Here is a 24,763-nt window from a genome sequence, read left to right on the forward strand (position 1 = left end):
GGTTGATTTCGTCGACCGCCCCAGGGCGGCGACGCTCCCAGACCGACACCCGTGCGTGTTCAGCCCCGCTTCAGGCGCCGGGGGCCACAATCGGGGCATGCGCGTACTGGTCGTCGAGGACGAGGAGCGCTTCGCCGAAGGGCTGCGCATCGGTCTGGAGGCGGAGGGCTTCGCCGTCGATGTCGCCTTCGACGGTACGGACGGCCTGTGGCGGGCCCGCGAGAACCCCTATGACGCCATCGTCCTCGACATCATGCTGCCGGGCCTCAACGGCTACCGCGTCTGCGCGGCCCTGCGCGCCGAGGGCAACTGGACGCCGATCCTGATGCTCACCGCCAAGGAGGGCGAGTGGGACGAGGTCGAAGGGCTGGACACCGGTGCCGACGACTATCTGACCAAGCCCTTCTCGTACGCCGTGCTGCTGGCCAGGCTACGGGCACTGCTGCGCCGTGACCCGCGCGAGCGGCCCGCCGCGCTCACCGCCGGCGATCTGCGGCTCGATCCCGCGGCCAAGGAGGTCTCGCGCGGCGGGGAGCGGGTCCAACTGACCGCCCGCGAGCTGGCGTTGCTGGAGTTCCTGCTGCGCAGGCGCGGGGAGACCGTGTCCAAGCGGGAGATCCTCGCGCATGTCTGGGACGACGACTTCGACGGCGATCCCAACATTGTCGAGGTCTACGTCCGTCATCTGCGCAATAAGCTCGACCGGCCTTTCGGGCGGGCCGCGATCGAGACCGTGCGTGGCTGCGGCTACCGGCTGGCCTCCGATGGCGGTTAGGCACGGGGTCAGGTTCCGGTCGACGGTGGCGGCCGTCGTCGTCGTCGCGGTGGGGCTGGTCGCGGGGGCGGTGGCGCTGGTCGCGCTGCTCAGGGCCGAGCTGACCGACGACGTACGGCAGGCGGCGCGTGCTCGTGCCGAGCAGGTGGCCGCCGTCATCGAGTCGGGGCGCGGGGTGCCCTCGCTGGTGGTGGCCGATCGCGACGAGCAGTTCATCCAGGTCCTGGACGCCGACGGCGATGTGGTGGCCGCCAGCGCGAATGTCGATGAGCTGCCCGCGCTGGCCCGCCCGGGCGGGGACGGCGAGAGCCGGATCACCACCCCGCTGGACGAGGACGAGTTCCTGGTGGTGGCAACGGTCGCCGACGCGCCCGACGGGCAGAAGACGGTGCTGGTCGGGCGGGCACTGATCGCGGTCGCGGAGGCGACGCAGATCGTCACCAGGCTGCTGCTCGTGGGGCTGCCGCTGCTGCTCCTGCTGGCCGGGGCGGCCACCTGGATGGCGGTCGGGCGTGCGCTCGCCCCGGTCGCAGCCATCCGCACGGAGGTGGAGGCGATCTCCTCCGCCCAGCTGCACCGCCGGGTGCCGCTGCCCCGCGGGCAGGACGAGATCGCGGGGCTCGCCGCCACCATGAACCGCATGCTGGACCGCCTGGAGGTGGCCCAGAAGGCGCAGCGGCGCTTCATCTCGGACGCCTCACACGAGCTGCGCTCCCCCGTGGCGTCCATCCGCCAGCATGCCGAGGTCGCGCTCGCCCATCCCGGCCGTACGACGCAGGAAGGGCTGGCGGCGACCGTACTTGCGGAGGATCTGCGCATCCAGCATCTGGTCGACGATCTGCTGCTGCTGGCCCGCGCCGACGAGCACGCGCTGCGCCCGGATCGCCGGCCGGTCGACGTCGACGACCTTGTACTGGACGAGGCGCGGCGGCTGCGGACGGCGGCGACGGGGCTGCGGATCAGCACGGCCGGGGTGTCGCCTGCGCGGCTGGCGGCGGATCCGCAGGGCCTGCGGCGCGTGCTGCGCAACCTGGGCGACAACGCGGCCCGCCACGCCCGGTACCGGGTGGCCTTCGACCTCGCGGAGGAGGAGGGGCGGATCGTGCTGGGGGTCGAGGACGACGGGCCCGGGGTGCCGGCCGTCGAGCGTGAGCGGATCTTCGAGCGGTTCGTACGGCTCGACGACGCGCGCTCGCGTTCCGTGGAGGAGGGCGGCGGCAGCGGGCTCGGGCTTGCGATCGTCGCGGAGCTGGTCGCGGCGCACGGCGGGGCGGTGACGGTGTCCGGGAGCGCGCTGGGCGGGGCCCGTTTCGAGGTCTCGCTCCCGGCTCGCGAGGACCTTGTCTGAAGGCAGGTTCAGTTTGGTTCAGCATTCCTTCAGCGCCCTGCTGCCACGGTCTGCGTACGAGACGAGGAGGCGCGTCATGAACAGCAGGAAACGCGCGGGAGCGGTGGCGGTGGTGCTGGGCGCGACGCTCGCGACCGGCGGATGCAGCAGCGGTTCGGGGAACGCCCAGGCGCGTTCGGACTGTGTGCCGATCATCGACGAGGCCACCGGAGAGAAGACCGGAAAGTGCATGCCGCTGGCACCCGAGAAGGACCGGGTCGACCGGGTCAAGCCGGTCTTCTCCGATTCGACGACCATCAACAATCCGCTGCATCCCAGCTCACAGGTCCAACAGGTGATCTACGGAGGCCAGGTCGGCGGCAAGCCGTTCCGGACCGAGTTCACCCTGCTGCCCGGCACCACGTCCATCACCATCAAGGGCGGGCAGGTGAAGGTACGCACTCTGCAGTACATGGCTCTGTCCGACGGGCGGATCGAAGAGGTCGCGCTCGACTGGTTCGCGCAGGCCGACGACGGTTCCGTCTGGTACCTCGGCGAGGATGTCTTCAACTATCGAGACGGCGTGGTGGCTGACACCGACGGCACCTGGAAGGCCGGAAAGACCGGACCGGCCGCGATGATCATGCCCGCCCACCCGAAGGCCGGGGACGTGTACCGGCCGGAGAATACGCCGGGCGTCGTCTTCGAGGAGGTCACGGTCAAGGCCGCGGGCCAGACGATCGACGGCCCGTACGGGCCCATCAAGGGCGCGATGACCGTACGCGAGCTGCATATGGACGGCAGCCGCGAGGACAAGGTCTTCGCCCCCGGATACGGGGAGTTCTCGACCGGGAGCCCGGACGGCGACCTCGAAGCGGTGTCCCTCGCCGTGCCCACCGACGCGAAGCCCGGACCCGTGCCCGCCGCCCTGAGCGCCCTGTCGGACTCCGTCCGCGCGGCACAGAGCGGTACGGCGGACCCGGTGGCGGTGCAGAAGGTGCGGACCGCATGGGACGCCTACCGGACCGGGGACAGCGTGCCCCAGCTGCTCGCCAAACAGATGAACCGCGATGTCGACACGCTCACCGCGGCGGTCAAAGCCGGCGATGTGAAGCGGGTGCACAGTGCGGCGCTCAGGGTCGCGCAGAACGACCTCGATCTGCATCTGCGCTATGAGCCGCTCGCCACCGTCGAGGCGGCCCGGATGTCCTTGTGGGCACGGCAGTTGGCGACCGATGCCGCCACCGGCGACCCGGGTGCGGTCGCCGGGGACGTCACCGGTCTCGAACTCACCTGGGCGCGAGCCCGCCACAACACCGAGGCCGGCAAAGCGGGGCATGTCGACGACCGGTTGCGCGAACTGCGGGACGCGGCCGACCACAAGGACATTGCCACAGCGGCGAAGTCGGCGCCCAGACTGCAGGCCGCACTCGCGAACGCCCAGCCCTGACCCGGGCCCTCTCCCCGCCGGTCAGTGCTCCTAGGTCCTGTCCGGCTCGAGGACGAACACGGGGATCACGCGCTCCGTCTTCCTCTGGTAGGCGGCGTAGTCGGGGTAGGCCGCGACCGCGCGCTCCCACCACAGCGCCTTCTCCTCCCCCGTCACCTCACGCGCCGTCATGTCCTGGCGCACCTGCCCGTCCTGGAGCTCGACCCGGGGGTCGGCCAGGACGTTGAAGTACCAGACCGGGTGCTTGGGCGCGCCGCCCAGCGATGCCACCGCGGCGTACGTGCCCTCGTGCTCCACCCGCATCAGCGGGGATTTGCGGACCTTGCCGCTCTTGGCGCCGAGGGTGGTCAGAACGATGACGGGCAGGCCCCGCATCGTGGTCCCCTTCGTGCCGCCGGAGCTTTCGTACAGGTCGACCTGGTCGCGTACCCACTTCTGCGGGCTCGGCTCGTACTCGCCCTCAAGAGGCATGGCATCCATCCCGTCGTCGAAGAGTCGAAGACTCGCTTCGTCACTTCAACACCTGGGATCCGGGCAATCATCCCGCCGGACGCTCGTAGCGGAGCAGCACGGTCCGTGCGTCGAAGGACCGCGACTCGACGAACCGGAGGTTGAGCCGGTCCTTGCCCTGGAGGAACAGCGGCCTGCCGCCGCCGAGAACCACCGGGTGCACGACGATGTGGTACTCGTCGATCAGGCCGAGGTCCGTGAGGGCGGCCGGCAGCGTCGAACCGCCCATCAGCAGCAGGTCCTTGCCCGGGCTCAGCTTCAGGTCGGTGACCTCTTCGGCAAGATCCCCGCCGATCACGCGGACGTTGCCTTCGGGCTGTTCCAGCGTCCGGGAGAAGACGATTTTCGGAGTCCGGCGCCAGACGGGCGCGAAGGCGAGGTCGTGCGGGTCGTCGGAGATCGACTCGGCGTTTGGCCAGTAGCCCGCCATCATCTCCCAGACGACCCGCCCGTAGAGGAAGGTGTCGGCGCGTTCCTGCAGGCCGTCGCCGTACGCGGCGAGTTCCGGTCCGAGCAGCGTCCAGTCGAAGGCCCCGCCGGGCCCGTCGATGTGTCCGTCGAGCGACGAGTGGACGAAGTAGATGATCTTCCTCATGGCCGTTCCTCCTGCTTCCGTGGCGCATCCCTCTCGCGCCCTCACCCGTATGTCGAACGGGACCTCGCCCGATCGACACCCCAGGCAAAGATCTTCCGCGAAGACGCTGCAACGGCGTTGCAACCTCGCCGGTGCTCTGCTGGCGGGATGAGTGATGCCCCGCGCGTGGAGCTGACCCCCGCAGCCGCCGATCTGCTGCGGCGACTGCGGGCCGCCCACGGTCCGCTGATGTTCCACCAGTCCGGCGGCTGCTGCGACGGCAGCGCGCCGATGTGCTACCTGGACGGAGAGTTCCGTACGGGCGAGTCCGACGTCCTGCTGGAGGATCTCCGGGTGGAGGGCGTCGAGGAGCCGGTCTCGTTCTGGATCTCCAAGAGCCAGTACGCGGTGTGGAGCCACACCCGGCTCGTCGTCGATGTCGTCGAGGGCCGGGGCAGCGGCTTCTCGCTGGAGGCGCCGGAGGGCGTGCGATTCCTGATCCGCTCGCATGTGGTGGACGGCGGCTGACGGCTCAGCCCGGTCGCGAGCCAAGATCCGAAAGGCACCCACTGTGAGCCCCGGCTGACATGCTGGTGTATGTGAACGCCCCCACTCGCGGCGCTTGGCTGCGCGCCGGAATCAGCCGTAACGGCGGACCGCTGCAGGAGAACGAGCACGTGGTCTGGCTCCAGATCGACGCCTACTACGCCGACAGCCGCGGCTTCGCGGGCGTCACCACATACGAGGGCGGACAGGTCCGCTTCCACCATGACGTCGGGGAACCCGGCTTGGATGTGGGCACACTCCGGCGGTCGGGCGAGGACATGATCGAGACAGGCGTGAACGCGGACGGCAGTACGTTCCGCGAGGTGTGGAGACCGCTGCCGGACAGTGAAGGGGCCTGCGGCTCCTGGCGGGTGGGGACCGCTCAGATCGTCCGCGTCGGCCGGTATGTGGTGCATGTGGACGAGGTTCGCGGCAGCCTGTTCCAGCTGCCGGACGACGTCACGGCCTGAGGCTGCCGACCACGTTGGCCGTGGCCGCGATGCCCTCCTGGATGGTCGGCGCCATGCTGGTGCTCGCGAGGTAGAACCCGAGCAGGGCGCAGACAACCGCGTGGGACAGCTTCAGTCCGCCGTTGCGCAGAAAGATCACTGCGAGAACGAGCAGAAGCAGCACGATCGAGATCGAAATGGCCATCGCCAACCTCCTGCGCCGCGCGGGGATCGCGGCGTACGGCGGTCAGTCTGGCGCAGTGAGGGGCCCGTACGGCCGACTGGCGTGTCCGCCGTACGGGTGTTGTCTGCGGGTCAGTTCGATTACTCGCCGCGGGCGCGCAGGAAGCTCTCCAGGCCCGCCAGGTCGTCCGTGTTGATGTGGTCGACCCGGGCGGCGAGCAATTCGCTCCACATCGCGTCGCGGGCGGGCCCCGCCACGTCGGGGGTGGCCCAGAAGCGGACCCGCTGACCGTGGTCGTGGGCATCGGCGACGATCGCGTGCAGCTTCTGCCGCTCGGCGGCCGGGAACGGGCCCGTACCCAGCCAAGTGAAGCTCTGCGTCCAGTTGCTGGAGATCAGCGGGACGAAGGAGGCGGGGGCGGCGGTACCGAGGTCTTCGAGGCGGCCGTCGTAGAAGGCATACCGCTGGCGCTGGGCCTCCATCGGCACGCGGGCCGCGCGGTCGCCGGAGATGACGGGGGTGACGGCACCGGGGTGGACCCGGCCGTGGGAGTAGCTGCTCAGCATCCGCCGGTAGTGCCGCAGCTGGCGGTCGAGTTCGAGGTAGGCGTTGACACCGTCCGTCTTGATGTCGATCAGGAGCTGGACGGGTCGCCGGTAACCGCGGTACACGGAGCCGTGGTTGGCCTTCACGCGGGTGAGCAGCGGGTCGAGGTAGAGCGAGCGCAGGGTGCGCGTCGGGTCGAGGTCCGTCGGCTCATGGGCGACGAGCAGCTCGCCGTCCACGAGGAAGATGTCCGCCTCCACGCTGGTGAAACCGTGCGACAGGGCGTCGTGCAGGGGCCGTTGGTGCAGATAGTCGTTGTGGGCGTGGGCCCGGCGCAGCGGCCTCGGGCGGGTCCGTCCGCCGTGTTGCTGCGCGGCCTGCGCATAGGCGGGCGCGGCGACGGCGGCTGCCAGTGCGGCGGCGATGGTGGTGACGGCTCTGCGACGGGTGGTCAGCACGATGGTGCCTCCGGGCTCTACGGGTCGGGAGGGACATCGGCGAGTATCCGTCGCGGGCGGCCCAATGGGCAGGGCAGCGCGAAGAGTTCGGCCATCCGTCACCGGGTCGTCAGCGGTGACGGAGCGTCAGGGCGGGTGGCATACGACGGCCGCCGCGCTGATGGCTCAGCGCGGCGGCCGGGGGCCGGACACCCCCTACGGTGCCTGGAGGTCGACCAGTTCGGCCAGTTTCTCCTTGTGGCGGCCCGGCGTGCCGAGCGCGATCTCGTCGGACTTGGCGCGCTTGAGGTACAGATGCGCCGGGTGCTCCCAGGTCATGCCGATGCCCGCGTGCAACTGCACGCACTCCTCGGCGGCGTGCACCGCGACCCGCGAGCTGTATGCCTGGGCGACGGCGACCGCGAGGGTGGCCTCCGGGCTGTCGGTGGCCAGCGCGTCGGCGGCGTTGCGGGCCGCGGCGCGGGCCGAGACGACCTCGAGCCACAGCTGCGCCATACGGTGCTTGAGCGCCTGGAACGAGCCGATGGGGCGGTTGAACTGGTGGCGTTCGCGGGTGTGGCGGACCGTCTCCTCAAGGCACCACTCGGCGAGCCCCAGCTGCTCGGAGGCGAGCAGCCCGGCCCCGGCGAGCAGCCCGCGCCGTACTGCCCGCTCGGCGGTCGCCGCATCGGCGATACGCGTGCCGCCCGCAGTGTCGCCGATCGTGACGGCGAAGAGCGGGCGGGTGAGATCGAGCGGGGTCAGCGCCTCGACCGTGACGCTCGCCGTCTCGACCGCGTACAGCCCGTCGGACTTCAGGACGAGCAGCAGATCGGCGACGGCGGCGTCCGCGATCCCGGTGATCGTGGAGGCACCGGCGGGGAGCGGACCGTGCGGCGAGGCGGACAGTGGCACGGCGAGCACGGCGGTCTTCCTGCCGGCCGCCAACTCGCCGATGAGCTCAGCCACTTCGGCTGAATCCACGTCAAGGCCGAGCAGCGTCTCGGTCGCGATGACCGAGCTCGTGAGATACGGGGCGGGAGCGACGGCGCGGCCCAGCTCCTCCAGGACGACGGCCGCCTCGCGGTGGCTCGCGCCCTGGCCGCCGAGTTTCTCGGGCACGAGCAGTCCGGCCGCGCCCATGTCCCCGGCGAGCGCCTTCCACAGTCCGGGGTCGTACGGCGCACCGGCCTCGGCACGGGCAAGAACGGACGCCGTGTCATTGCGGTCGGTGAGCAGGGAGCGTACGGCGGCGCGCAGGTCGTCCTCGGCCTCGGAGTACAGCAGGTCAGTCATCGCGCGAGATCCTTCCAGGCGACGTCCTTGTCGTTGCGCGGCTCGGAAGGCAGTCCGAGTACACGTTCCGCGACGATGTTCAGCAGCACTTCGCTGGTGCCGCCCTCGATGGAGTTGCCCTTGGAGCGCAGATAGCGGTAGCCCGCGTCACGCCCGGTGAAGTCGACGAGTTCCGGACGGCTCATGGTCCAGTCGTCGTACAACAGGCCTTCCCCACCGCGGAGTTCGACCTCCAGGCCGCTGATCTCCTGGTTGAGGCGGGCGAAGGCGAGCTTCATTCCGCTGCCCTCGGGGCCTGGCTGGCCCGCGGCGAGCTGCTGGCGCAGCCGTTCGCCGGCCAGCCGGGCGACCTCGGCGTCCACCCACAGGGTCAGCAGCCGCTGGTGCAGATCGTGCGTTCGCAGTTCGGGACGTTCGCGCCAGGTCTGCGCGACGGGGCCGATCATGCCGCCCTCGCGCGGGATGCGGCTGCCGCCGATGGAGACGCGCTCGTTCATAAGGGTGGTCTGGGCGACCTTCCAGCCCTCGCCGATCTCTCCGAGGCGGTGCGCGTCGGGGATGCGCACATCGGTCAGGAAGACCTCGTTGAACTCCGCCTCGCCGGTGATCTGGCGCAGTGGGCGCACCTCGACACCGGGGTCGCTCATGTCGCAGATGAAGTAGGTGATGCCGCGGTGCTTGGGAAGATCGGGGTCGGTGCGGGCGATGAGGATCGCCCAGCGGGCCACATGGGCGCTGGAGGTCCACACCTTCTGCCCGCCCACGATCCAGTCGTCGCCGTCCCTGACGGCACGGGTGCCGAGCGCGGCGAGGTCGGAGCCCGCGCCGGGCTCGCTGAAGAGCTGGCACCACACTTCCTCGCCGACCCACAGCGGCCGCAGGAAGCGCTGCTTCAGCTCGTCGGAGCCGTACTTGAGGATGGTCGGCGCGGCCATGCCGAGGCCGATGCCGATCCGGCGCGGGTCGTTGTCGGGTGCGCCCGCGGCGGTCAGTTCGGCGTCCACGACGGCCTGGAGTGTGCGGGGCGCTCCGAGGCCGCCGAGGCCCTTCGGGTAGTGCACCCAGGCGAGGCCCGCGTCGAAACGCGCCTTCAGAAAGTCCGTACGGTCCGTGCCGGCCGGGGGATGCGCGGCCAGCAACTCCTTGGTACGGGCGAGCAGTTCGGCGGCGTCCGTCATCGGGCATCTCCTTCCGGGATGACGACCAGGCGGCCGGTGGTCGTGCCGTCGGCGACGCGCTGGACGGCGTCCGCGGCGTCCTTCATGGCGACGCGTCCGCTGATCAGCGGCTTGATCACGCCCTGTGCGGCGAGCTTGGTGAGCTCCTCGTGGCAGGCGCGGATCGCGACGGGATCCATCTGGTTGTACAGGCCCCAGTGGAGGCCGACGATCGAGTAGTTCTTCACCAGGGCGTGGTTGAGGGCGGGGCTGGGGATCGTGCCGCTCGCGAAACCGACGATCACGATCCGGCCCTCGAAGGCGACGCACTTGGCGGACTTGGCGTAGGCGTCGCCGCCGACCGGGTCGTAGACGACGTTCGCGCCCCGGCCGCCGGTGGCCTCTTTGACCGCGGCGACGATGTCGTCCTCGCGGCGGTCGATGACGACGTCGCAGCCGAGCTCCCGCGCGATGCGGGCCTTGTCCGCGCCGCCGACGACTCCGATGACGTGTGCGCCGGCCGCCTTGCCGAGCTGGACGGCCGCGCTGCCGACGCCGCCGGCCGCCGCGTGGACGAGCAGTGTCTCGCCCGCCCGGAGCTGTGCGCGGCGGTGCAGTCCGAACCAGCCGGTCTGATAGCCGATGTGCAGGGCGGCCGCCTCGGCGTCGTCGAGCGCGTCGGGGGCGGGCAGCACGGCCGCGGCGTCGGCGACGACATAGTCGGCGAGTCCGCCGTTCGGCAGTGCGGGGTTGGCGATCACGCGGCGGCCGCCCTCGGTCTCGCCGCAGATCTCCACGCCCGGTGTGAAGGGCAGCGGGGGCCGCACCTGGTACTGGCCGCGGCAGAGCAGGGCGTCGGGGAAGTTGATGTTCGCCGCGCGGACCCGCAGCAGCAGCTGCCCCTCACCGGGCGTCGGCCGGTCCACCTCTTCGAGCCGCATCACCTCGCTCGGCTCGCCGTTCCGGTGCACTCGCCATGCCTGCATCTCGGGGCCTCCACAAACCGTAGGCAGTACCATGCTCGTCGCATACTAAGCGGTCGCTTGCCTCTCGGGAAGACCCCGTCAACCGCGCTTGGGCCTCGCCCGTACATGCATCCGCTCGCCCTGCGGACCGAACAGACTCAGGAACTCCACGGGGGCGTCCCCCGCCGGGCCGAAGCTGTGCGGCACGCGGGTGTCGAACTCCGCCGCCTCCCCCGCGGTCAGCACCACGTCGTGGTCACCGAGCAGCAGCCGGAGCCGGCCGGACAGTACATACAGCCATTCGTACCCCTCGTGCGTCCGCGGCTCGGGCGCAGGGGCACCCGCCTCCTGGACCACCTTGTACGCCTGGAGGCCACCAGGCTGCCGGGTCAGCGGCAGCATCGTGCGGCCATGTCGGACGATGGGCTTCGCCCGCACCCGCGGATCGCCGACCGGCGGCGCGCCGACCAGCTCGTCGAGCGGAACCTGGTGCGCACGGGCGATGGGCAGCAGCAGCTCCAGGCTGGGCCTGCGTCGCCCGGACTCCAGCCGGGACAGGGTGCTCACGGAGATCCCGGTCACCTCGGACAGCGCCCCGAGCGTGGCTCCTCGCTCCCGCCTGATCTTGCGGAGCCGGGGGCCCACCTCGCTGAGTACGGCATCGAGCTGCGTGTCGTCGTCCATGCCGTCCATTGCAGAAACGGCAAGCGCATTTGTCAATCGGGCGAGACCGGGCCGATCGTCCCGGCCGTGCACGGGTCGGGCGGTCCGCGCCGGAAGCGGCCGTCGGCGTCAGCGGCCGAACAGCTCGAAGGTCACGGCGGGCCGGCCGCCGAAGAGTGCCGCCGCCCGCTGGGCGTACCCGGTCAGAAAGGTCCTGCAGTACTCCTCGGGGTCCTGGTCCGTCAGCACCTCGATATAGGTGCGGTGCTCCAGCAGGGAGAGGACGGAGCGCTCAAGACCCGCCGTCGCGTCGACGGCGTGGGTGGGCGTCGTGGTGCCCGCGACCGCCACCCAGCGCACCCCGTTCCAGGGCTGAAGGCCCTGTTCGGCGATGAGTTCGGGGAAGATCCAGCGGTTTCCCGCGTCCCCGGCGGCGTCCAGCGTGGCCCGGCCGACCGCGCGGTGGTCGGGGGTATTCCAGGCGGTGCCGCCCCAGGTGTCCCGGTGGTTGAGGGTGATCACCAGCTCCGGCCGATGGCGGCGGATGGCCGCCGCGATGTCCCGGCGCAGCTCGGTCCCGTACTCGATGACACCGTCCCTGTGGTCCAGGAACTCCACCGAGGACACCCCGACGACGGCTGCGCTCGCCCGCTGCTCCTGCTCGCGCAGCGGGGCGCAGGTGGCCGGGTCCATCGTGTCGATGCCGGCCTCGCCACGGGAGGCGAGAAGGTACGAGACCTCACGTCCGCCGTCGGTCCAGCTCGCGACGGCCGCGGCGCAGCCGTACTCGAGGTCGTCCGGGTGCGCGACGACGGCCAGCGCGCGCTGCCAGTCGTCGGGCATGGGTTCCAGCTGCTCGGGCGCAGGCTCGCTCATGCGGGCAGGATACGACGCTGACCGGGCGTCATACCTCCCCGCGGGCCAGCGAGAGCAGCCGGTCGAGCACCCGCTGCCCGCTCGCCCGCACCCCGTCGTGCTCGTACTCGTCGGTGACCCAGGTGCGCAGTCCGCGGATGGTACGGGCGGTGCGCAGCGAGTGCTCGGTGTCGACGTACATGTCGTCGTGGTAGACGGCGGCGGCGACGGGTACCTGGTTGGCGGCGAGCCGGGCCGGGTCGTACAGCGGGGTCCAGTCGGTGCGGGCGGCCAGCAGCTCGGCGCTCTCGCGCAGCGGTCGCAGGGCGGGGTCCACCTCGAAGTGCCAGGGATGGACGGTCTCCCCGGTGAACAGCAGCGGGGCGTCCCCGTCGAGAGCAGTCGCGACGTCGAACTGCGGGAATTCGGCCCTGACCCGCTCGGCAGCCCAGGCGGTCGGCCCCGCACCTTGGGCGTAGATCGCCTCGTGCAGCACGGCGTACAGCGGATGTCCCGCGTACGAGAGGGTCCCGAGCACGGCCTCCTGGAACGCGTCGGAGAGTTCGTACCCCGCTCCCGTACGGACGAAGGCGTCCTCCAGCAGATAGTGCAGCTGGTGGCTGCCGTCCCCGCCGCCGAGCAGAATGCCCAGCGACTGGAAGGCCTCGGGGGTGAGCAGATAGCCGCCGGGCAGCTCGGTCTTGTGCTCGGCGAGGTACTCGGCGATACGGCGCGCCCGGCGCACGTCCTGCGGATAGCGGGCGTAGTGCGCCTCGACCTTGCGCTGGATGCGGGGATACGCGGCGCGGTAGACGTCATCGGCACAGGCGTCCAGGGCGGGCAGACCGCCCGTGACGAGCACGGTCCGCAGCCCTTCGGGGGCGGTGGAGAGATAGTGCGTGGCGCAGAATCCGCCGAAGCTCTGGCCCAGCACGGTCCACGGCGCGCCGCCGGTGAGCAGCGGCCGGACGGTCTCGCAGTCGCGCACGATGCTGTCGGCGCGGAAGAGGGCGAGGTGGTCGGCCTGGGCCCGGTGCCCGCCGCGCAGGGGCAGGGTCTGGCGGTTCAGGGGGGTGGACCGGCCGGTGCCGCGCTGGTCGAGGAGGAGGACCCGGTACTCCTGCACCGCCCGCCCGAGCCATGCCTGCTTGCCGACGAAGCGGCGGGCTCCGAAGCCGGGTCCGCCCTCCAGATAGACCAGCCAGGGCAGATCCGCACCGGACCGTCCGCTCGCGACGACCTCGCGGCCGAACAGCTCGAGCTGCTCGCCCGCCGGGTCGGCGTGGTCGAGCGGGACGGTGAAGTGCCGGTCTGTCAGGACGATTCCCGGCTGGCGATAGCTGGTCACTGATGCTCCTGTTCTGTGTCCCTGCCCGCCCATGGGATCACATGGGCGGGCACGGGGACACAGGAGTCCTGGTCAGCCCGTCGGGAAGTCGTCCGGGGTCCTGGCGTGGTCACGGACCCAGACGCCGGCGGGCTTGAGCGGCCCGGTGCCGGTCCAGGGACCGTTCTTGTCGCAGGTGCCGCCCTTGAAGACGGCGCCGGAGCGTTCGTCGTCGGCAGCGCCGACCCTGCCCTGCAAGGGTCATGACAAGAAGGGCCGACGGCGGGCCGCGCGACGCCGGACGCCTTCGGCCGCAGCCTCGTCGGCTACGGTGCTGCGTGTGGTGATCAACGAAGGGGACACGGCAGAACCGGGAACAGCGCTGCTCATCGCGGCCGCCCCGGTGGGCAAGGGCCGTCTCGTGGACGCGAGTTCCGTGCTGCCCACGCTCGCCGCCGTCCCGCCCAGCGCGCTCACCGGAACCCCGGCGGCGACGGTCGTCGAGCTCGCCGATCCCCTCGATCCGCAGACCGTCCTCACCCGGATCCGGGCGGCGGCGACCGCGGCAGGACCGCTGTTCCTCTACATCGCCGGTCAGCTCCAACTGGACCGCAAACAGCGGCTGTTGCATCTCGCCCTCGCCCGGACCACTCCGACGACCATGCGCTACACGGCGCTTCCTTGGCACTGGCTGGCCGCCGAGACGGCGATCCGGCGGCCCGGCACCACCACCGTCGTCGTCGACCTGGTCGCCGACGCCGATGCCTGGCAGCACCTCGCTTCGCGCGGCCTCGGTCTCGGACCGGGCATCCGTCTCTACGGGCGCGTCTGCCGGGCTCCCCAGCGCAGCCGGGGAGCCGCAACTCCGGCCTATCTGAAGGCGTGCGCGGCGATCTGGCGCAGCGGGGCACGGCCGGATCTGGCCACCCTGCACGAGCAGGCCGCGGCCCGGTCAGGTGATGAGGAGGCCCTGCTGCTGGCGATCGGTACCCCCCAGCCCGTACAGGCCACAGGGCCGGCCGGTGCTCCGGAGCCTCCCGAGGATCCGCACCCGGCGATTCTCGCGGCCGCCGGAGCCGGGCGGCACACGGAGGCCGCCGCCGCTGCCGCCGCCTGGGAGCAGCGGGAGCTGCGCACCCACGGCCCCGGTTCGGTGCAGGCGATCCACTGGCTGGAAGTCCGGGCCGATCTCGCGCGGCTCGCGCAGGATCCGGCCCTCAGCTGCGAGTTGTGGATGGCCGCGGCACAAGCCCGGCTGACGCGCCGGCAGGCCACCGACGACCCCGATGTCGAGGGTGCGGTCGACCGCGCTCATCACCAGTGGGAACAGATCCGGGACCTGCCCCGGGCGCGGGCACTCGCGCCCGAGCTGGTCCGGCTGCGCCGCATTGTTCCGGGCCGTCAGCGCGGGGCGCTTCAGGTGCTGCAACGGCGCCTGGAGAGCCTGCACACCGGCCCGGTGGCGTAAAGCTCGGGCGGCCGCGTTCAGTCGCCGGACTCGGGGAGCAGCTTCTTCGACTCCAGATACTTCCCAGCCACGTCCTTGGGCGGCCGCCTCTGGCTGTCCACCTGCTCGTTGAGCCGGGCCAGATCGGCCGTTGTCAGTACAGTGTTGAGCCTGCCCAGTGCGCGCGTGACCCCTTCGCCGCCGGCCCTGGCCCGGTTGACGACCGGAACGATGTAGTTGGCGTTCTGGAGGTGTTTGTCGTCCGCGAGCAGGACGAGGCCGAAGCCGTCGAGCGTCGCGTCGGTGGTCGTGGTGAGCAGCATCTGGTCCCGGCCGCTCTGGACGGCCTGTTTGGCCCGCGTGGTGCCGACACCCAGGGGGTCGACCGCCGTGATGTCGATTCCGTACGTCTTCTTCAGTCCGGGTTCGCAGTCAGGACGTTGGACGCACTCCTCGTCCGCCGCGAGCCGCACGGGCAGCTTGGTCTTCCCCAGATCGCTGAGCGTTGTGAGCCCGAGGCCCTGGGCGAAGGACGCACTGACGGCGAAGGCGTACTGGTCGACGGCCTTGCCCGCCTCGAGGACGGTCAGACCGCGCGGTGTCGCCAGCTTCCGCAGGGCCGCCATCGTCCTTGCGAGGTCGGGCGAACCGACCGTGCCCGCGTCGGGGCCGTTGACCTTGGCGTTCAGCCAGTCCGCAAAGGCGGCGGCGTACTCGGGCACCACATCGATCCGGCCGCTCTCCAGCGCGGGCTCGTAGATCTCCCGGCGGGGGACGGACTGGATCCGGGTGCTGTATCCGGCCTCGCCGAGGAGCAGCGCGTACATCTGGGCGAGCAGATCGCTCTCGGTGAAGCCCGCAGAACCGATGGTCAGAAGTTTGGTGGCGCCCGGCGACTCGGTGACAGCGCCCGGGTTCGCGGGGGACGGCCCGGTCGAACAGGCGGCGACCGTCACCAGCACGGCGGACGCGAGAGCGTGCCGCGCCCTCATCCGGATCTGCCTCGCCCCGGTCACCTCTCCATTGCAGCCCGGGCGTGGGGCGGGCGCGCGTCGGACCGGCCTGTCCGAGGCGTACGGCGGACAGTCGCGTCCGGTGTCAGCCTCGCGGCCCGTGTCTCGCCTCCCGTGTCACGGAACCGTGGTCGGCGGCCCTGGGCGGACGGTGGCTTGTTCGACCGGCCGAGGCGCGACAACGTTGTCAATCGGGGGTTGACGATCAGTGAAGCCCCAAGAACCCAGTCCCGTCAAGGGCGTCCGCGGTCGTCTTCCGGGATCCCGGGGATGTGCGGTACGTTCCCTTCCGGCTTGTTCGACCTGTCGTGCGTGGCCCTTCCGACAAGGCAGGACCACCATGCAACTGAAGCTCCCGGCCGCCTTCGCAGCCGCGGCGCTGACCGTGGGACTCACCGTGCCCGCGCTCGCCGCGCCTGCCTCCGCGGACACCGCGTTACCGCTGGTCAGTGACCCCACCGCCTACGTCGACCCGCTGATCGGCAGCCGAAACGGCGGCAACACCTTCCCCGGCGCCGTGCTCCCGCAGGGCATGCTCTCCTGGAGCCCCGAGAACACCCGCGGAAACGCCACCCGCACCGCCGCTCCCGGCGGTTACCAGTACGACGCCACCCGCATCCGTGGCTTCAGCCTCACCCATATGTCCGGCACCGGCTGCGCGGGCGGCTCCGGCGACATCCCGTTCTTCCCGTACGCGGGCGAGGTGACGTCCTCCCCCGCCGCGGACACTAAGGACGCGGTGTACGCGTCCGACTTCAGCCATACGGACGAGACGGCCGAACCCGGCCACTACAAGGTGGCGTTGAAGTCCGGCGTCACCGCCGACCTGACCGCCACCACCCGTACCGGCTCGGGCCGCTTCACCTTCCCCGAGGACAAGGCGGCCTCGCTCCTCATCCGCAGCGCCAACTCCGAGGTCGGTTCGACCGACGCGCACATCGACATCGATCCGCAAGCCCGCACCGTCTCCGGCTCGGTCACCAGCGGCAACTTCTGCGGTTACCTCGACCCCGAGGGGCGCCGCAGCTATTACACGGTCCATTTCACCGCCACCTTCGACCGCGCCTTCGCCTCTCACGGCACCTGGAAGGACGGCGAGTTGACGCCGGGAGCCACCACGGCCGACGGCGGCACGGGCGGCTTCGGCACCGACGGCCGCCCCGTCGCGGGCAAGGGCTCGGGCGGATACGTCTCGTTCGCGCCCGGCAAGAACCCGGTCGGCGTGAAGGTCGCGATCTCCTACGTCGACCAGAAGGGCGCGACAGCCAATCTCGCGGTGGAGAACCCGCCGGCCCGCACCTTCGACGACGTACGACGGGCCGCGCACGACGCCTGGCGACGTGAACTCTCCGCCATCCGTGTCGGCGGCGGCACCGACGCCGACCGCACGACCTTCTACACCGCGCTCTACCACGCCCTGTTCCACCCCAATGTCATCAACGACGCAGACGGGCGATACGCGGGCAGCGACGGCGCCGTCCACCGGGTGAGCGGCCGGCAGAAGGCCCAGTACGGAACCTTCTCGGGCTGGGACGTCTACCGCTCGCAGCTCCAGCTGCTGACCCTCCTCAAGCCGACGACGGGCTCCGACATCGCCCAGTCGCTGTTCAACCTCGCCCGCCAGAACGGCGGTCTGTGGGACCGGTGGATCCACAACGCCGGCGGTACGCATGTCATGAACGGAGATCCGTCCCCCGCCGCACTCGCCGGCATCCTCGCCTTCGGCGGCGACGACTTCGACCTGGAAGGCGCGCTGGACTCACTGGTCAAGGCCGCGACCGTACCGACCGAGAAGGACCTCAGCCCGGCCGGGAAGCCCATCCTGTCCGTCGGGCAGCGGCCGTCCCTGGACAAGTACCTGTCCCTTCACTACATGCCGTCCGTCTCGAACGCCTGGGGCGGCGCGGCGGAGACTCTGGAGATCTCCGGAGCGGACTTCGCACTCTCCCAACTGGCCACCGCCGCGGGCCGGAAGAAGACCGCCCGGACCTTCGCCGAGCGGGCCCAGTGGTGGCAGAACAACTTCAACGCCGCGGCCGACCCGACCGGTGGATACATCGCCAACCGCAAGGCCGACGGCAGCTGGGTCACCGGCTTCACCCCGGCCACCGGCAACGGCTTCGTCGAGGGCTCCGCGGCCCAGTACACCTGGATGGTCCCGCACAATGCCGCGGGCCTCTTCGCTGCCATGGGAGGCAAGGCAAAGGCTGCGGGACGCCTGGACTCGTTCTTCCACAACGCCGACGGCGGCTGGGCCTTCACGGGCAGCGGCGGCGACAAGTCCGAGATGGACAACGAACCGTCCGTCAACGTGCCCTACCTGTACGCGTACGCGGGGCAGCCGTACAAGGCACAGGAGACCGTACGGGCCGCGATGCGCACGCTGTGGTCGACCGCGCCCGAGGGCATCCCCGGCAACGACGATCTCGGCGCCATGTCGTCCTGGTACGTCTTCTCGGCGATGGGCATGTACCCGCAGGTGCCCTCGCGCGCCGAACTCGTCCTGTCCTCACCGCTGTTCCCGCGGATCGAGATCGAACGCGGCCACCGCGACATCACCGTGAGGGCAGCGGGCGCCGCCGCCGACACCCCGTACGTCCAGTCGCTGAAGGTCAACGGCGCTGCCACCTCAAGGCCGTGGCTGCCCGCCTCCCTCGTCGCGCGCGGCGGAACCCTCGACTACAGCCTCGGCAAGGAGCCCAACCGCTCCTGGGGATCGTCCGCCGCCGACGCCCCGCCGTCCTTCCGTACGGGCGAGCAGCCGTACCAGATCGGCGTCGGACCGACGACCGGGACCATCGCGCCGGGCGGCACGCTGACCGTCAAGGTCGCCGCGGTACCGGTGAGTTCGGGCGAAGGGCCGAAGGTGAACTTCAAGGTCACCGCTCCGGCCGGACTCACCGCCTCACCCGCGTCCGGCACGGTCGGTCCCGACGGCACCGCCGACATCGCACTCACGGCGGGAGCGCAGACGGCAGAGGGCTTCTACGACGCCGAGGTGGCCGTCACGAGCGACGGCGGCGTGGCGGTGAAACAGCCGGTCACCCTCACCGTCGCCAGGCCCGGCAGCCTGCTCGCCGCGTACAACAACGCGGGCGCGTCCGACGACGCCGGCGAGCACGACGAAGCCGACTACGACGGGGGCGGCTGGAGCTACTCGCGCCAGGCACTCGCCACCGGCGGACTCGCGCCGGGCGCCAGGGGCACTACCCAGGGCCTCGGCTTCACCTGGCCCGCGTCACCGGTGGCACGCCCCGACAACGCCTCGGCCACCGGCCAGACGATCGACGTGTCCGGTGCGCCGACAGCCCTGTCCTTCCTCGGCAGCGCGGTCAACGGCAACCAGGCGGCGACGGCGAAGGTGACGTACACCGACGGCACGTCGTCCGCCGCCGACCTTTCCTTCACCGACTGGACGATCGGGGGCGGGGGCGGCACGGTCCAGTACGGAAACGAGACCGTCGCCAGAACCGCGTACCGCAATGTCAGCGGCGGCGACAGGGATGTGGTGGACGCCTACGTCTTCGCCACCAAGGCGTTCCGCGCGCCGACGGGCAAGACCGTCAAGAGCGTGACGCTGCCGGACAACCAGAACATCCACGTGTTCACGGTGGCGGTGGGCTGAGGGGCCCGGTGCCCAGCGCGTACGGCCCGCCGGTACCCGACCGGCGGGCCGTAGGCGCCGGGCGAAGTGTTCAGGCACCTTGCGGACCGTCCCGCCCCCCCCGGGGCGGCGGCCGGATGTCTGGGTCGCGGCCGCTCGTCGTGCGGTGTGCGGCGTGCCGGAGCACTCTGGTCCTGGAGAGCTGCCTGCCCCCCGGCCGGCAGCCGGCCAGGAAGGGTTGGCAGCCATGTTCGTGAGGCTCAGCACGTACCAGGGTTCACCGGTCCCGGCGCAGGGGGACCTGACCGCGAACTGGGAAGCGGTTCTCAAAGATGTGCGGGAGGCCCCCGGCTTCCGGGGCGTGTACTACCTCGTCGACCGGGCCTCCGGGAAGGCCAAATCGCTGACCTTGTGGGAGGACGAGAAGGCCATGTACGCCAGCGAGGACCAGGCGAACCAGCTCCGCGACCAGGTCGCCCAGCGGGAGGGCCAACGGGTTGTCTCGGTCGAACGCTTCGAGGTGGGATTCAGCCATCTGGAGCCTTGACAGCCCCGTGCATCCAGGGAGCGGTGTTGCGCCATTCGTGTTGTGATCGATGGCAGAGGACACAACGCTCTCGAGGACGGGAGGAAATCATGGCTGAGAAGCTGCGAGCCCGGGACATCATGTCCGGCGGCGTGCAGTGCGTCGGGGCGCACCAGTCGCTCTTCGACGCGGCGAAGATGATGCGCGACCTGAACGTCGGTTGCCTGCCCATCTGCGGCGACAACAACAGGCTCACAGGGTTGATCACCGACCGTGACATCGTCGTCAGGTGCTGCGCCGAAGGCGTCGACCCGGCGACCGTGCAGGCCGGATCCCTCAATGCCAAGGTGCACTGGATCGATGCCGAGGCGGAGGCGGCCGAAGTCCTGACGACCATGGAGGAGCACCAGATCAGGCGGCTCCCGGTGATCGACGTCCGGGGCGGTCACCGTCTGGTCGGCATGATCACGGAGGCCAACCTCGCGAAGAACCTGAGCGACGAGCAGATCGCCGAGTTCGCGACCCGTGTTTACGCGACGGCCCCGATGTCGGGTCAGTCCCAGGGCTGACCGGACAAACCCGGGCCGAGTCGTCTCGTCGGGCTTTCACGAGCGGTCCCACGACCCCGCCCCCGGCCCGGGGGCGGGGCCCTCGCCGTGACGGCGGGGCGGGAATACCCGAGTTGTACGGTCCCGGCCGCCAATCTCCCTTGTCAGTAGGCGTGTTGACCCTCGCGAACCGGTCCGCCGAGATACCGGCAGAGGGTAGTCTCGCCACGGCGGAGCGGGGCTCCGCGGACGGAGAGGCGGAGAACACCATGGCCGATGACAGGCAGTCCGGGACGACCTCGATACCCTTCGACGTGCCCACTTCGGCACGAGCCTATGGGTGGATGCTCGGAGGCAAGGACAACTACGACGTCGACCGTGCCTTCCTCCTCTCCACACTGCCGTCCTTCCCCGAGTGTGTGGACATCGCGCGGCAGAACCGCCAGTTCCTCTTCCGGGCCGTGCGCTACCTGACGCAGGAGGCGGGCATCCGCCAGATCCTCGACATGGGGTGCGGCCTGCCGACCGACAACAATGTCCACCAGGTCGCCCGGCGCTTCGCACCGGACGCCCGCGTCGTCTATGTCGACATCGACCCCATCGTGCTGGCACACGGCCGGGCGCTGCTCGCCGACGACGACTCCACCACCGTCATCACGGCGGACATGCGGGACCAGCAGTCGGTACTCGACCACCCCGAGGTCCGGCGGCTGATCGACTTCCGCGAGCCGGTTGCGGTGCTGTTCCTGTCAGTGGGCCACCACCTCACCGATGCCGACGATCCGCGCCGGGTCCTGCGCACCGTCATCGACGGGTCGGCACCGGGCAGCTATCTGGGCCTGTCCCAGGTCGTCTCCGACGATCCGGCCAGGGGCGCCCAGATGACCGAGCACATCTCTCAGCGCGGCATCCCGTGGCAGACCCGCACCCCGGCCGAACTCGACGCCTTCCTGGACGGGCTGGACCCGGTGGAGCCGGGACTGGTGAACCTGGCCGACTGGCGCCCCGACCCCGACCAGCCGGCCCTCGCCCCGGTGCACGAGGCGCTGGCCACGTACCTGGGCGCCACCGAGAAGAACAAGGGCATCTACGAGTACGGCGGGCTGCTCCGCAAGTCGTAGAGGCCCGCCGGACGGGGATGCCGGGCTTGTTCCTCTTCCTGGCGTACTACTTCCAGATCGTCCTCGACCACTCCCCCGTCAAGACCGGCCTGGCCGTCCTGCCGCTCACCCTCACGGTGCAGGTGGGCGCGGCCACGCCGTCAAGGCGTGAGGCTCCGTGAAGCACCGGTGGACGCCGGGGAGATCACCTCACGACGTCCATGACATCCTGTGATGTCACAACTCGCCGGACGGGATCGGCGGACGTCCGGGGGTTACGGGGAAGGTCGATGAAGCTCTGCTTCCTGGTGGAGGAGCACTACCGGCACGACGGCATGCCGATCGAGGTGATCCGCCGGCTGACCTCCTGGGGACACCGGGTGGACGTGCTGCGGCCCGGCGGTTCCCTGCTGCACATGACCGAGGTGGTGCAGGCCGGTACTCACGACGCGTGGGTGCTCAAGACGGTCTCCGGTGGCCCCGGGCTGACCTTGCTCGAAGCCGCGGCCTCGGCGGGGATGACGACCGTCAACGACGCCCGGTCGATACGGGGTGTACGGGACAAGGCACTGGCCGCGGCGATCGGCCGCAGCCGTGGGCTTCCTCTGCCGCCCACCTACGCGGCGGCGCGGCCCGAACTGCTGGCGGAGATACCGGCGTCGCAGTACCCGCTGGTGGTCAAGCCCGCCGACGGCAGCTCGGGGCGGGCCGTGTACCTGGTCCCGTCGCCGGATCGGCTCGCCGCCATGGTCCCCGAACTGGCGGGGGAGGGCATGCTCATCGCCCAGCCGTATGTGACCAACTCGGGCATCGACGTCAAGGTGTACTGCGTCGGCGGCGAGCTGTACGCGACCGAGCGCTGCTCCCCGCTCCACCCGGACCGCTCGGTGCCGGAACGCCGTGTGCCGCTGTCGGCCGAGGTGGCCGCGATAGCCGCCCGGGTCGGGGCGGTCTACGGCCTGGATCTGTACGGCGTGGACGTGGTGCTGGGACCGGACGGCCCCGTGGTCGTCGATGTCAACGACTTTCCGAGCTTCCGTCAGGTCCCCGACGCCGCGGCCCGGGTGGCACGAGCCGTGCTCGGGCTGGCCCGCACGGGCGGGTCCTCCGGGGCGGCCGTGCTGCCCTCGGCCCGTCCGCATCCCGTGCAACTCCCGGCTCAGGCTCCGGTGCAGGTTCCCGCGGCGGCGGGCGAGAGCGCATGAGGGTCGCCCTGATCACGCCCGAGCCCGGGCATCCGCTGCTGGCCGCCGTCACCGCCCTGCTCACGCCCGTACATCAGGTGGAGACGCTGGATCCGAGAACGGTGGAGGAAGTCCCCGGGCCGCTCGCCGACGTCTATCTGCTCAAGTCGCGTACGCCGCGCGCCCTGGCCCTCGCCCGCGATCTGGAGCGGCGCGGCGCCCCGGTGGTGAACTCGGCTGCGGCGACCGCGCTGTGCCAGGACCGTACGGCGATGGCGCACAAGGCACGTCGGGCGGGCCTCCCGTTCGCGGCCACCCGCACCTTCGCCACGCTCGCCCAACTGGCCTCCGGACCACCGCTCCCCGGCCCGGTGGTGGTCAAAAGCCGCCACAGCCGTCGGCACGACCTGGTGGCCCGTCTCGACAGCGACGTACAACTGCATGAGCTCGCCGCCTCGCACCCCCTGGAGCCCGTCGTGGTCCAGGAGTTCACACCGAACAGCGGCTGGGACCACAAACTGTGGGCGGTCGGAGACGGGCTCTTCGCCGCCCTGCGCCGTTCCGAACTTTCCCCCGGGGGCCGGGGTCCCTCACTGCCGCTCGCCCCCGAAGACCTGCCGCCCGGCTGGCCGGCCTTGGTGCGCCGGGTCGGCGAGGTCTTCGAACTCGACGTCTACGGCGTGGACATCATCGACACGGGGGACGGCGTCCCGCTGATCGTGGACATCAACGCCTTCCCCGGAGTCCGGGGTCAGTCCGGCGCTCCCGAGGCCCTGGTGGCACTGGTCCTGGACCGTTCGGCCTCAGAGGCGATCCGCTCGACGTCAGAGGCGGATCGTCCAGCCGGTGGTGGACTTCAGCGTCCCGGCGATTTCCGGGTCGCGCACTGAGGGCGTACGGTCCTCGGCGGTGACCGACAGCGAGTGCGTGCGCCGGTCGAGCAGCCGCGGGGCCAGCTCCGACACCCGTATCTGCTTACGGCCCTCGAAGAACCTCAACTCCCTGCCGTCCAGGTACCAGCGGATCCTGAGCTGATGCCCGTCCGCGCTCGCCAGCCGGGGTACGGCGATCTTCGCGGTGTTTCCCGGCCGGAGGGTGCCAGCGGTGGGAGTGACGGCGGTGACGACCCTGGCATGGCGGTAGAAGCCGGCGATCATCGCTTCTACCCCGGGCAGGTTGAAGGGCTTGCCGAGAATACGCATCAGGGAGTTGTCGGTGGGCCGGTACAGCCCCTTGACGTAGTAGCCCCCGCCCTCGTACGTGCCGACCGTACCGCCGTCGGGCGACTGTTCGCCGAGCCAGCGGTGCCACTTGGCGCCCTGCCCGGACATGTCGTCGGCGGCCAGGGTGGAGATGTTGGGTTGGGCAGGCTCGGCCCCCGTGTACTCCTCGTAGCCCGGGTAGCCGGGGTAGTAGTACTCGTCGGCGAGCTTGCCCAGCGAGTGGCCGGTCTCATGGATGGCGACCTGGCCGGACTTGTCGTTGCCCGCCGAGGCGGTCGAGATGCCCTCGTAGCCGAGGCTCGCGCTCGGTTCGTTGTAGCCCGCGCCGCCGTACTTGGCGCTGTTGGCCAGGACGATCACCAGGTCGGCCTCCGGGGCCTTCGCCACATAGCCGTCGACCTTGTCCTGGTCGATGCAGAGCAGCCGCTCGATGTCGTCGCACCAGAAGTACGAGCCGAGGGCGGTGTCGCGGACCGTGTCCTGACCGGGGTCGCCGGAGACTCCGGACTGGTTCGACACGGCGTCGACCGCCCAGACGTTGAAGAGGCCCTGGTACGTCGTGTACGGCTCGACGGCCGCCACCTCGGCCCATTTCTCCTTGGCGTCGATGTGGAACTGCGCGATCTCGGCGGCGGTATAGCCGTCCCCGACGATGACAATGTCCAGCCGGTCGGCGGTGGAGCCGTTGTCCACCAGCTTGGTGACCTCGCCGTCGGCCGCCTCCTCGGTCGCCGAGAGCCGGGAGGCCGGCCGGTCCCGGCCCTCCTTGGGTACGTGCGCGTGGCCGGATCCGGCGGCTCTGCCGTGCTCCGGCCCGGGTATCTCGACCTCGACCCCGCTCCGGCCCGGCGTCGCTCCGTCGGCGGCAGCGCTGCCCGGTGCGGCCGCCACAACGGCCACGAGGACAGCGGCCACTCCGGCCGCCGCCAGGGCACTGCCCCGTGCTGAACGCATGAATCCTCCCCCTGTCATGGAAGTTAAGTAGTTGGTTAAGTCTGATGAACTGGATGCTTAAATTAGGGGGCGTACCGGAGGTGCGCAATGCCTGGTACCCCTG

25 protein-coding genes and 1 pseudogene are annotated in these 24,763 nt (G+C 70.7%); 13 read left to right on the forward strand and 13 right to left on the reverse strand.

Features of this window, described 5'->3' with window-relative positions:
• The first annotated feature begins 97 nt into the window (after positions 1-97).
• From OG905_RS05165 to OG905_RS05175, 3 genes are all read left to right on the forward strand, one after another.
• A complete protein-coding gene (locus OG905_RS05165) occupies positions 98-775 on the forward strand; it encodes a response regulator transcription factor (protein ID WP_324976122.1) in 678 nt (225 codons plus the stop codon).
• Between the two features lie 25 nt (positions 776-800).
• A complete protein-coding gene (locus tag OG905_RS05170) occupies positions 801-2,123 on the forward strand; it encodes a sensor histidine kinase (RefSeq protein WP_328666411.1) in 1,323 nt (440 codons plus the stop codon).
• 76 nt (positions 2,124-2,199) lie between these two features.
• Positions 2,200-3,552 (forward strand): hypothetical protein, encoded by a 1,353-nt coding sequence (locus tag OG905_RS05175; RefSeq protein ID WP_328666412.1) that lies wholly within the window; start codon positions 2,200-2,202, stop codon positions 3,550-3,552.
• 30 nt (positions 3,553-3,582) lie between these two features.
• Here the strand turns inward: OG905_RS05175 and OG905_RS05180 are convergent, their stop codons facing one another.
• Together OG905_RS05180 and OG905_RS05185 are read right to left on the reverse strand one after the other, a co-directional pair.
• Positions 3,583-4,023 carry a nitroreductase family deazaflavin-dependent oxidoreductase gene (locus tag OG905_RS05180; protein ID WP_328666413.1) on the reverse strand — a complete coding sequence of 147 codons (441 nt, stop codon included), beginning with the start codon at positions 4,021-4,023 and terminating at the stop codon, positions 3,583-3,585.
• Positions 4,024-4,090: 67 nt separating this feature from the next.
• On the reverse strand, positions 4,091-4,657 hold the full coding sequence (locus tag OG905_RS05185; protein WP_328666414.1) for a dihydrofolate reductase family protein: 567 nt from the start codon (positions 4,655-4,657) through the stop codon (positions 4,091-4,093).
• A gap of 147 nt (positions 4,658-4,804) precedes the next feature.
• Between OG905_RS05185 and OG905_RS05190 the strand changes: the two genes are divergently transcribed.
• Together OG905_RS05190 and OG905_RS05195 are read left to right on the forward strand one after the other, a co-directional pair.
• Positions 4,805-5,164, forward strand: coding sequence for a DUF779 domain-containing protein (locus OG905_RS05190; protein ID WP_328666415.1), 360 nt, complete (start codon positions 4,805-4,807; stop codon positions 5,162-5,164).
• Positions 5,165-5,235: 71 nt separating this feature from the next.
• Positions 5,236-5,652 (forward strand): hypothetical protein, encoded by a 417-nt coding sequence (locus OG905_RS05195; protein WP_328666416.1) that lies wholly within the window; start codon positions 5,236-5,238, stop codon positions 5,650-5,652.
• On the opposite strand, the gene OG905_RS05200 is transcribed toward OG905_RS05195, so the two are convergent.
• The 9 genes and pseudogenes from OG905_RS05200 to OG905_RS05240 form a co-directional block, all read right to left on the reverse strand.
• Entirely contained in the window at positions 5,642-5,836 is a 195-nt protein-coding gene (locus tag OG905_RS05200) for a hypothetical protein (RefSeq protein WP_266484269.1), read from the reverse strand. The two genes, OG905_RS05195 and OG905_RS05200, sit on opposite strands and share 11 nt — an antisense overlap.
• A 119-nt stretch (positions 5,837-5,955) precedes the next feature.
• Positions 5,956-6,822 carry a phosphatidylinositol-specific phospholipase C/glycerophosphodiester phosphodiesterase family protein gene (locus OG905_RS05205; protein WP_328682046.1) on the reverse strand — a complete coding sequence of 289 codons (867 nt, stop codon included), beginning with the start codon at positions 6,820-6,822 and terminating at the stop codon, positions 5,956-5,958.
• Positions 6,823-7,014: 192 nt separating this feature from the next.
• A complete protein-coding gene (locus tag OG905_RS05210; RefSeq protein WP_328666417.1) occupies positions 7,015-8,094 on the reverse strand; it encodes an acyl-CoA dehydrogenase family protein in 1,080 nt (359 codons plus the stop codon).
• The gene (locus OG905_RS05215; RefSeq protein ID WP_328666418.1) at positions 8,091-9,272 is read right to left on the reverse strand and encodes an acyl-CoA dehydrogenase family protein; all 1,182 of its coding nucleotides are present in this window, start codon (positions 9,270-9,272) and stop codon (positions 8,091-8,093) included. Before OG905_RS05215 ends, OG905_RS05210 begins: the two co-directional genes overlap by 4 nt.
• On the reverse strand, positions 9,269-10,237 hold the full coding sequence (locus tag OG905_RS05220; protein ID WP_328666419.1) for an NADPH:quinone oxidoreductase family protein: 969 nt from the start codon (positions 10,235-10,237) through the stop codon (positions 9,269-9,271). The genes OG905_RS05215 and OG905_RS05220 overlap by 4 nt, the downstream gene beginning before the upstream one ends.
• 78 nt (positions 10,238-10,315) lie before the next feature.
• The gene (locus tag OG905_RS05225; RefSeq protein WP_443043895.1) at positions 10,316-10,900 is read right to left on the reverse strand and encodes a helix-turn-helix domain-containing protein; all 585 of its coding nucleotides are present in this window, start codon (positions 10,898-10,900) and stop codon (positions 10,316-10,318) included.
• Between the two features lie 108 nt (positions 10,901-11,008).
• Positions 11,009-11,755 (reverse strand): PIG-L deacetylase family protein, encoded by a 747-nt coding sequence (locus OG905_RS05230; protein ID WP_328666421.1) that lies wholly within the window; start codon positions 11,753-11,755, stop codon positions 11,009-11,011.
• A 28-nt stretch (positions 11,756-11,783) separates the two neighbouring features.
• Positions 11,784-13,082, reverse strand: coding sequence for an alpha/beta fold hydrolase (locus tag OG905_RS05235; RefSeq protein ID WP_328666422.1), 1,299 nt, complete (start codon positions 13,080-13,082; stop codon positions 11,784-11,786).
• Positions 13,083-13,154: 72 nt separating this feature from the next.
• Positions 13,155-13,298 (reverse strand): annotated as a pseudogene (locus OG905_RS05240) (glycoside hydrolase family 5 protein); the annotation flags it as partial.
• A 94-nt stretch (positions 13,299-13,392) separates the two neighbouring features.
• Between OG905_RS05240 and OG905_RS05245 the strand changes: the two are divergent.
• Positions 13,393-14,529, forward strand: coding sequence for a hypothetical protein (locus OG905_RS05245; RefSeq protein WP_328666423.1), 1,137 nt, complete (start codon positions 13,393-13,395; stop codon positions 14,527-14,529).
• Between the two features lie 17 nt (positions 14,530-14,546).
• Here OG905_RS05245 and OG905_RS05250 read toward each other — a convergent pair whose 3' ends face one another.
• Positions 14,547-15,500 (reverse strand): ABC transporter substrate-binding protein, encoded by a 954-nt coding sequence (locus OG905_RS05250; protein WP_328682048.1) that lies wholly within the window; start codon positions 15,498-15,500, stop codon positions 14,547-14,549.
• Positions 15,501-15,861: 361 nt separating this feature from the next.
• Here OG905_RS05250 and OG905_RS05255 point away from each other — a divergent pair, with 361 nt between their 5' ends.
• The 7 genes from OG905_RS05255 (at position 15,862) to OG905_RS05285 (ending at position 23,373) form a co-directional block, all read left to right on the forward strand.
• Complete coding sequence (locus tag OG905_RS05255) at positions 15,862-19,146, forward strand: GH92 family glycosyl hydrolase (RefSeq protein WP_328666424.1); 3,285 nt, start codon at positions 15,862-15,864, stop codon at positions 19,144-19,146.
• A 226-nt stretch (positions 19,147-19,372) separates the two neighbouring features.
• The gene (locus OG905_RS05260) at positions 19,373-19,672 is read left to right on the forward strand and encodes a hypothetical protein (protein WP_328666425.1); all 300 of its coding nucleotides are present in this window, start codon (positions 19,373-19,375) and stop codon (positions 19,670-19,672) included.
• Positions 19,673-19,761: 89 nt separating this feature from the next.
• Entirely contained in the window at positions 19,762-20,220 is a 459-nt protein-coding gene (locus OG905_RS05265; protein ID WP_328666426.1) for a CBS domain-containing protein, read from the forward strand.
• 248 nt (positions 20,221-20,468) lie between these two features.
• Positions 20,469-21,320 (forward strand): SAM-dependent methyltransferase, encoded by an 852-nt coding sequence (locus OG905_RS05270; RefSeq protein ID WP_328666427.1) that lies wholly within the window; start codon positions 20,469-20,471, stop codon positions 21,318-21,320.
• Positions 21,321-21,346: 26 nt separating this feature from the next.
• Complete coding sequence (locus tag OG905_RS05275; protein ID WP_328666428.1) at positions 21,347-21,481, forward strand: hypothetical protein; 135 nt, start codon at positions 21,347-21,349, stop codon at positions 21,479-21,481.
• Positions 21,482-21,589: 108 nt separating this feature from the next.
• On the forward strand, positions 21,590-22,504 hold the full coding sequence (locus OG905_RS05280) for an ATP-grasp domain-containing protein (RefSeq protein WP_328666429.1): 915 nt from the start codon (positions 21,590-21,592) through the stop codon (positions 22,502-22,504).
• Positions 22,501-23,373, forward strand: a complete 873-nt coding sequence (locus tag OG905_RS05285; protein ID WP_328666430.1) for an ATP-grasp domain-containing protein — start codon at positions 22,501-22,503, stop codon at positions 23,371-23,373. Before OG905_RS05280 ends, OG905_RS05285 begins: the two co-directional genes overlap by 4 nt.
• On the opposite strand, the gene OG905_RS05290 is transcribed toward OG905_RS05285, so the two are convergent.
• On the reverse strand, positions 23,308-24,660 hold the full coding sequence (locus OG905_RS05290; RefSeq protein WP_328666431.1) for a M64 family metallopeptidase: 1,353 nt from the start codon (positions 24,658-24,660) through the stop codon (positions 23,308-23,310). The two genes, OG905_RS05285 and OG905_RS05290, sit on opposite strands and share 66 nt — an antisense overlap.
• Positions 24,661-24,763: the final 103 nt, after the last annotated feature.

Origin of the sequence: Streptomyces sp. NBC_00322, assembly GCF_036147535.1 — a bacterium.
Classification (GTDB): Bacteria; Actinomycetota; Actinomycetes; order Streptomycetales; family Streptomycetaceae; genus Streptomyces.